8 protein-coding genes and 1 pseudogene are annotated in these 7,412 nt (G+C 58.9%); 1 reads left to right on the top strand and 8 read right to left on the bottom strand.

Translation table 11 applies throughout. The annotated features are described in order from the left end of the window. Positions 1-290: 290 nt before the first annotated feature. From GR328_RS28720 to GR328_RS26165, 5 genes are all read right to left on the bottom strand, one after another. Positions 291-641: a helix-turn-helix domain-containing protein gene (locus GR328_RS28720; protein WP_425487081.1), complete on the bottom strand. Its 351-nt coding sequence runs from the start codon at positions 639-641 to the stop codon at positions 291-293. Between the two features lie 688 nt (positions 642-1,329). Continuing rightward, a complete protein-coding gene (locus GR328_RS26180) occupies positions 1,330-1,539 on the bottom strand; it encodes a cold-shock protein (protein ID WP_160888581.1) in 210 nt (69 codons plus the stop codon). Between the two features lie 767 nt (positions 1,540-2,306). Next, entirely contained in the window at positions 2,307-2,939 is a 633-nt protein-coding gene (locus tag GR328_RS26175; protein WP_160888580.1) for a tyrosine-type recombinase/integrase, read from the bottom strand. 685 nt (positions 2,940-3,624) lie between these two features. Next, a complete protein-coding gene (locus GR328_RS26170; protein WP_160888579.1) occupies positions 3,625-4,107 on the bottom strand; it encodes a GNAT family N-acetyltransferase in 483 nt (160 codons plus the stop codon). Positions 4,108-4,771: 664 nt separating this feature from the next. Further along, positions 4,772-4,963, bottom strand: a complete 192-nt coding sequence (locus GR328_RS26165) for a hypothetical protein (protein ID WP_160888578.1) — start codon at positions 4,961-4,963, stop codon at positions 4,772-4,774. A gap of 38 nt (positions 4,964-5,001) precedes the next feature. On the opposite strand from GR328_RS26165, the gene GR328_RS26160 reads away from it, so the two are divergent. Further along, the gene (locus tag GR328_RS26160) at positions 5,002-5,139 is read left to right on the top strand and encodes a hypothetical protein (protein ID WP_160888577.1); all 138 of its coding nucleotides are present in this window, start codon (positions 5,002-5,004) and stop codon (positions 5,137-5,139) included. 174 nt (positions 5,140-5,313) lie between these two features. Here GR328_RS26160 and GR328_RS26155 read toward each other — a convergent pair. From GR328_RS26155 to GR328_RS28715, 3 genes and pseudogenes are all read right to left on the bottom strand, one after another. Continuing rightward, positions 5,314-5,681 (bottom strand): annotated as a pseudogene (locus tag GR328_RS26155) (IS6 family transposase); the annotation flags it as partial. Between the two features lie 71 nt (positions 5,682-5,752). Next, on the bottom strand, positions 5,753-6,487 hold the full coding sequence (locus GR328_RS26150; RefSeq protein WP_160888576.1) for a M48 family metalloprotease: 735 nt from the start codon (positions 6,485-6,487) through the stop codon (positions 5,753-5,755). A 233-nt stretch (positions 6,488-6,720) separates the two neighbouring features. Further along, positions 6,721-7,017 (bottom strand): transposase, encoded by a 297-nt coding sequence (locus GR328_RS28715; RefSeq protein ID WP_160888583.1) that lies wholly within the window; start codon positions 7,015-7,017, stop codon positions 6,721-6,723. Positions 7,018-7,412 lie beyond the last annotated feature (395 nt).

The following is a 7,412-nucleotide window of genomic DNA, read 5'->3' as shown; positions in this document are numbered from 1 at the left end:
CCACCCGCATTCGATAAAGATCGTGCGTGATTTCGCACGATAGAATGTTGCATAGATGCCCCCGCATCTGCACAGCGATCCTGCCGATCCGGCTGAAGGCAATGCAGCCCGACAGTATGCAGCATGATCGCGAAGCACGATGAGCCAGATACCGCCTTCAATCTCCGGACGGAGATAGGCCGCATGAAGCACATGGATTCGGGCAGGCGTCTTTCAGGGAAATGCGATTATATCAAAATCCTGCTGAATTTTTTCAGCTTTGATGCAAGAGACCTGGCGTTGTGACTATATCACGGCTGATGCTTTGAGCATTCCGTCATGTGTTTGCGGCACAATGCGTAAGAGAGTTGCTGGCGCCGTTCGTAATAGTGAGGTGAGATCTCTTTACGTCTCCTGATCTCGCCGGGGGTCGCTAGTTTGTAACGTCGCATCGTCGCGGTTATATGGCTCTGGCTCGAGAAGCCGCTCACATAAGCAATATGCGAAAGCGGCAAGTCGGTTTCGACGAGAGGCTTCTCTGCCGATGCGAGGCGGAGGTTCACGAGATATTGGTGTGGCGATTGCCCGAATGATGTGCTGAACGATTTGATGAAGTGGCTGGAAGACAAGCCACACGCGGCAGCAACATCAGAGACTGATATTTTGTTGCTGTGGTTTTCGTTCGTGAACTCCTGCGCTTATCTCTCCTGAAGCCGCGAAAGCCTGCCCTTCACGTGCGGGAGCTGTCGATCTTTGGCACTGGAATAATGCCGAAGATTGCGAGCAGAGAATCGATATAAAGTTCATTGTTGTCAGGCTCGCTCCGTGAGCAGTCGCGCCAACATCCCGGCTTGTCGAGTACTCTCGCCCATCGGCTCAGGCGCAACGAGCTGCCACTCGTGGGCCCGAAGAGCCTAGGCGACATCGGAGAGGCTGCCGAGAGGCTCATGCGGCCACGCAGGCTCACCCGTTGGCATGAGGATCATGAACTGTCGTGAGGCCTTCATGCCGACCCGAGCAACGTACAAGGCCTCATCACCCTGTCGAAGCAGGGCAACAGGATCGTAGATTTGCGACCCACGGGAGAAGGCGTCTGCGCTGGTCAATTGGTTCATGTCTGTGCCGCAATCTCGCTCTCGCGCACGGCGCGCTCGCCGAAGCCGGACGACTAGATGCGGTGACGAACATTATACTTGTGAGACATTCATTTTTCCTGGAGCCCGACCGTTGTCGGGCAGGGCGGTTGACCGCTGCCCGATGATTGCGGGGGCGAACAAAAAAGCCGCCCCACAGGGGAGCGGCTTCAAGACTGAGCGGCACAGGCCTGTGTCCTGAGCCAGTCATCGGCGGTCACGCCATTTCGATGTTGTTGACGGCGATCTTGCCGGAGCGGCGGTCTTCCGCCGTATCGAAGGCAACCTTCTGGCCCTCGACGAGGCCGCGCATGCCGGCGCGCTCGAGGGCGGTGGCGTGGACAAACACGTCCTTGCTGCCATCATCCGGCTGAATGAAGCCGAAGCCCTTCATGTCGTTGTAGAATTTTACAGTGCCCATAACCATTGGAATAACCTTTCGCGATTATTGCAGATGCACGTGAGGGAAGGCGCGCATAAGCGCGGCCTCAACTCGGTTCGTCGATGTAATGGTAAGAAAGTCCGAACGTGCGCCTGGCAGTGCCAAAAGCGAAACGACCCGATTGTCCGGACAAAATCCGATATAATCTACATAGGTCTTTTCCTAAACAATAACAAGTGCTGCGTATCATTCCTAGTGATTTGGGCAAAACTTACCTTCGTTGGAGCAATTCAACGATAGGATTGTGCTTAGCAGGGCAGGTACGGCTTCAATATTTACCAGGGCCACCCCGCGCATATTCACCCGCTGGTGCATGCTTGAGCATCCGAAAATTGCTACGATAGTTTTCGGTGAGGCTTAAGGATGGGTGGGCAGCGGCAGTTAGGGCTCGTCCTGCCAACCGGCGACGCATACTCGCACAAGAGCTCTCTCGTCGCCGGCAGCTACAAGTTCAACCCTGACGACCGACGTGACAGGGGAGTTCCCCAATCCGGACAATCTGCTGATGTCGGGCCTCGCCGCCCTTCAATTGTCGGTTCCAGCGACGTGAGTTGGTTGAGGACACTGCCTGAGCATCCGTTCAGATCGATCCTGCTCAGGTACTCTTGATGGTGGCCACATGATGTCCGTGAGGTCCGCTCCTGACACCCGCCTGTCGTTTGCCTTGTGGCTGCTTGAGCCTCAGGTCCGGACCTTGCCCCGTAACAGGCCGTCGGCTCTGAGGCGGCTCGATGGCGGGCCGCCCCAGGCGATCAGATCTCAACCTGTTCCGCAATCAGAAGGGCATCGTCGACAACAATCCCGAGATACCGAACAGTGCTCTCAATCTTGGTGTGACACAGCAGGAGCTGAACGGCCCGGAGATTGCCTGTTCGTCGGTAGATCATAGCGGCTTTGGTTCGCCGTAGGGAATGGGTACCATAGGCGAGGGGATCGAGCCCGATCGCGCGAAGCCAGGATGCCAAGAGGCGGGCGTACTGGCGCGTGGTCATGGGCCTCGCTCGATTGATCCGACTCGGAAAAAGGGGCTCGCCCTTGTGCAGGTCCTTCTTCTCCAGCCAGCGTCCCACAGCCTCCCGGGTTTGCTCTGTGATCTCGAACTGAACAGGCTGGCCCGTCTTCCGCTGCATCACCGTCGCTCGGGACCGCACCCGCCCATTGAGGGCCACGTCATCGACGCGCAGCGCAACGAGGTCACAGGATCGCAGCTTGCTGTCGAGGGCCAAGTTGAACAGGGCCAGATCCCGGATGCGGTGAGCAACCTGGAGCCTGACGCGAATGGACCAGATCTCTTCGGCTTTCAGAGGCGGCTTGGGTCCAATCAGCTTGCCCCGATTCCAAGGGGAGTTGGTTCGGCAGGGATGGTCAGCGGTAGTGTCTTGCATTGCAGTGCTCCTGAAGCGAAGCCCCCGCGATGAACCTCGGCTGTTCTGCCGACGAAGCCCAGACTTGGCGCGCTTCCCAGAGTCTTTGTCAGCTTACCGAGGTAAGTCGGACATTCCGCTCTTCACGCTGATCTCCTGCTCGTGACCCATTCCGGACCATCCTAAGGTTGGGACACGTAGCTCACGGAGTCGTTGATCCCAGCTCCGTTTCCGATACCGCTTCCTTTGCTGAGAGGGTGCAAGAGGTTGCGCTCCCCCTGTCTCACCTCCGTGTAATAGATCTGCACCGCACCGAGATGGCCCACCTACAAATCTGATCAAGTTATTTTTGCCGCCCGCTTTCCACCTGGACGTCGGCTAGACTTTGCATGCTTGGAGACTCTGCCATCCAAACCAGTTTGGACAGGGGGCTACGATAGGCCTTAAGAATGCAACGCTCCTGGTCTCTCCTTCTTTCGCCTGTCAAGCTGAACCAGGTAAACAGATCGTGTTCCTCACGACCTGCATCGGTCGGGCGTGTGTCCGTCATGACCCACCCTCCTGGCACACATCAGCATGAGTACGCTAATTGGCTGCTTCCTGCTCCACAATGAGCCTCAGACGCCTTGAACTCATCTCCGCAGGGACATGCCTCAGCGAAGGATGGTTGCGCGAGACGGGACTGTAGGTGTGCGCGGAGCGGCTCTCAAAGCGCTTGGAACATCACCAACGCATCGACGTAGCCGTGGACCGGATGGTGAAAGACTAGAGGGAGCCGGCCGACGATCTCAAAGCCGAGCTTCTGCCAGAGGTGCACCGCCCGTTCGTTGGTGCTTACCACGAAGTTGAACTGCATCCCCTTATAACCACGCGACCGGGCGTGCGCCAGCGCGTGCTCGCACATCCGCCGCGCCACCCCACGCCCCGTAGCATCCGCACCCGTCATGAAGCCACAGTTGCAAACGTGACTGCCACCGCCTGCTTGGTTCGGACGCATGTAGTAAGTGCCGAGGATTGTTCCGTCTTCCTCGGCTATGAACGTCTCCTTGTCCGGGCCAAGCCAGTAAGCCAGCGCGTCCGTCTCAATCATGTCCCGGTCAAGCGTATAGGTCTCGCCAGCGCGAATGACCGGCTCGATGATTGACCAGATGGCGGGAGCGTCTTCGGGACGGGCGGTGCGAATATGCATGCCGCACTAATAATCTTTCTCGACGTCTGGGTCACGCGAATATCCGCGTCTGCCCGTTGGGGTATGACCTAGGTAGCCGACAGCATCGCCGCGGCCGGCAGCCCGAACATTGCCGATCAGCCACGAACGACTGCAATTGGCACGGAGCTGACCTTATCCGGATTTCCGCATTCGCAGAGTAAGCGGACCTTCATTTCGTCTGCTTGAGGTCGCTGGTTGCCTCACTGCTGTCATTGGTGAATGGGCGTAAGCAGGGACGACTCGGAAAGCTCGCGGCGCTGCAAAAATCGTTCTGCGAATTCCTAGACAATCTTCATTCACGTAACGATCCCTGTTTGGGAGTACTATCTCGTCGATCAGCTCGGGGCCGCTTTCTAAAGCATCGGAGTGAATCCAAACTCACCCCCAATGCTTTAGAACGCAGGAAAGCCCCGGCCAAAACCGGGGCTTTTCATCGACCCAACCCGCGCGGCAGCTTGAGATATTCCGCACTCATAACGATGCGCTTACCCAAATGACCACCGATTCAGACTCGAATTGGAATCCACTTTGAGGCTTCAATGCCCTAGGACAGACATAGGAAGTCCCTTCAAGTCTCTCCAACAAATGCTCAGCCCCCACGATGCCAAACGAAACCAACATCGAGATGCCGCAGCCGCTCGGCCTATTCGCCACAGATCTTTTCGTCCGTGGCGAAGAGTACCTCTTGGCCTTTGAACGGCTGACCCAGGACGGCAAAACCGAATTCCCGCATGCCGGCTTCTCCCTGCTCGCTCATGCCCTCGAACTGTTTCTGAAATCCTACCTGGCGGCGCACGGCATCAGCAAAGGAAAGCTCAAGATACGATACAGCCACGACCTCTTGAGGCCTTCCGCAAGTGCCGGTTATTGGCAATGCCTCAGGTCGAACGCCTCGACCTGCTGGTCGAGCGCTTGCACGAGATGAACAGCGGTTACGATCTACGCTATCTAACGGGTTACGCGCTGTCCCTGCCCAAACCGGAGGAGTCCCTGACCATCGCTCGTGCCTAGCAGGCACCAGGTCTGTCGACACGAACGTTCTGGATAGCGTTACCGGGATGGCCCAAAGGAACTGCCTGCTCTTGGTTCGTCAGAAGGGGAGGGGGCCGGTATCCCGGAAGGAGGGGGTTGGTTCGTTCTAGCTTGGCTTGTGTTTGGGAGCAGTTCTTGTCCCCCAACCTGCTATTTCAACAGACGCTTCAGCATCCGCTTGGCCGCGTTGGTGTCCCGCCGCGTCTGGACGATCTCATCAAGCACGTCCCCGTCCTGATCAACGGCTCGCCAATGCTTCTCGCCGGCAAAGGTGACCCCGACCTCATCCAAGTGCCAGATGTCGTGGCGGCTCGGCGTTTTGCGCCTGAGGCAGCGGGCGGCAGATGGCCCGAACTTCACGGCCCAGCTCCGAACTGTCTCGGAGGAGACGCGATCCCACTCTCCAACAGCATCTCCTCGACCAGCCGCAAGCTCAGTGGGAACCGGAAATACAGCCAGACGGCATGGGCGATGATCTGAAGTGGAAAGCGGTGGCGCCTGTCGCGGAGGGGATCAGTCATGCCACGCGATCTATGCGCCCCAATCCCATGCCCGAGTGGATGTGACATCACCGCATGGACGGGCCTGCCTTCTAGGCTTTCGCCGCCTTGATCGCCTCCGGGATCATCGCCCGGATGGCCTCGATGCGGTCCTGCGGCGCCGGATGGGTGGACAGGATGGCCGGAATGCCACCGCCCTGCCGATCCATGCGCCGCCACAGCTCAACCGCCTCACGCGGGTCATAGCCCGCCTTGGCCATCATCAATAGGCCGAGTCTGTCAGCCTCGAGTTCCTGCGCTCGTCCATAAGGCCGCACAAGGCCAAACTCGACTCCCACCCCAAGCAGCGCCGCTATCTCGCGCGCAAATGCCACCTCATTGATCTGGAGGAGGAAGCTGATGAGCTGCAATCCCCACTGCCGCAGCGTCTCGGCAGACACCCGCTCCCGCGAATGCTCGGCCTGGAGATGTCCGATCTCGTGCCCGATGACAGCCGCAAGCTGGCCCTCGGTTCTGGCAATCCGGAGCATGCCCTCGAGTACGCCGATCCTGCGGCCGGGCAGCACGAAGGCGTTCGCCTGCGGCTCGGCGAAGACCTGAGTTTCCCAACGGTTTGGATCCTCTCCTGCAGCCACGAGGAGCCGCTTTGCGACCGCTGCCACCTGCCGCTGCGCTCTGGCATCTTGGGATACCGGCATCTGCTGGCGCAGCCTGGCCCAGGTCTCGAGTCCAAGCTGTTCCACGGTCTCGTCTGACACGATGAACGGCGCAATGCGCTCGCATCCCGCCACAATGGGCGCGAGCGCTGCACCCACGAACAGGTGCACGGCCCGGCGCCGGGTCAGGGCCGTTGGTGCCGGTGAAGAACGGTATCGCAGCTTGCAGGTACACATTGTCCTGACAACGTCTCAGCCAAGGGTGGGTTGCCACCGCATCCGGTCGAGAGGGACAGTGGGCCATATCCTTCCCGGGTCAGCTCCGGCGGCTCGTTGCCCTGCCAGTAGCCGCACAGGTGCCGTGACGTCCGCCTCCGGAGAGCCTGTCCGAGCATGAAGCGGGTCTACGCCCCGTTGCTCATCCACCGGGCGTCCTCCTTCCACGCGAGATCGGCGACATACCAGTCGAAATACCGGGTCGAGAAGCGGTGATGGACATCGGCATAAGCCCGCTGGATGCGGCTGAAGAAGCTCTCTTCGGAGCGCTGATTCCGACGATTGCGGCGCTGTTGACCACCCCGATTCTGGGGAAGGCGCTGTCGCCTAGTGGTTGGATTGGAATCCTGGCCGTGTCGCTCGGCGTATACCTTGGCAGCGGAGGACCTCTGTGGCCCCGAACATGGATGGCTCTTCCCGCTGATGCTACCGAAGGGACATTTCCGTTCTCGTCACAGGTGAAAGCCTCATCGACAATCTCACCTGCAGCAGATTGATGGAGCTGGACGATCTTTGGGAACTCTCCCCTGATCTTCATTCGGTTATCTCCATTTCGGCGGCTTTTGCCACCGAATGCCGGGTTGAACGAGCATTGCTGGACCAAGAAGCAGAACAGGACCCGGTGAGAGGCTGTCTCCACTGGAGCGGCAACCAGCCTGAGAGCTCAGGATCCCATGATGCCGCGCAATCGGCCAGCAGAAAGCCCCGGCTTTGGGCCGGGGCTCCTGAGAATTGTCCGTACCGTCGTCCTTACTCGTTGCGGTTGCCCAGCAGCGCCAGGAGGAACTGGAACATGTTGATGAAGTCCAGATACAGCTGA

This window comes from Microvirga makkahensis, assembly GCF_009830105.1.
In the GTDB taxonomy this organism is placed as follows: Bacteria; Pseudomonadota; Alphaproteobacteria; order Rhizobiales; family Beijerinckiaceae; genus Microvirga; species Microvirga makkahensis.
Note: the sequence above shows the minus strand (reverse complement) of the source record. Positions and strands in the feature narration are given on the sequence as shown.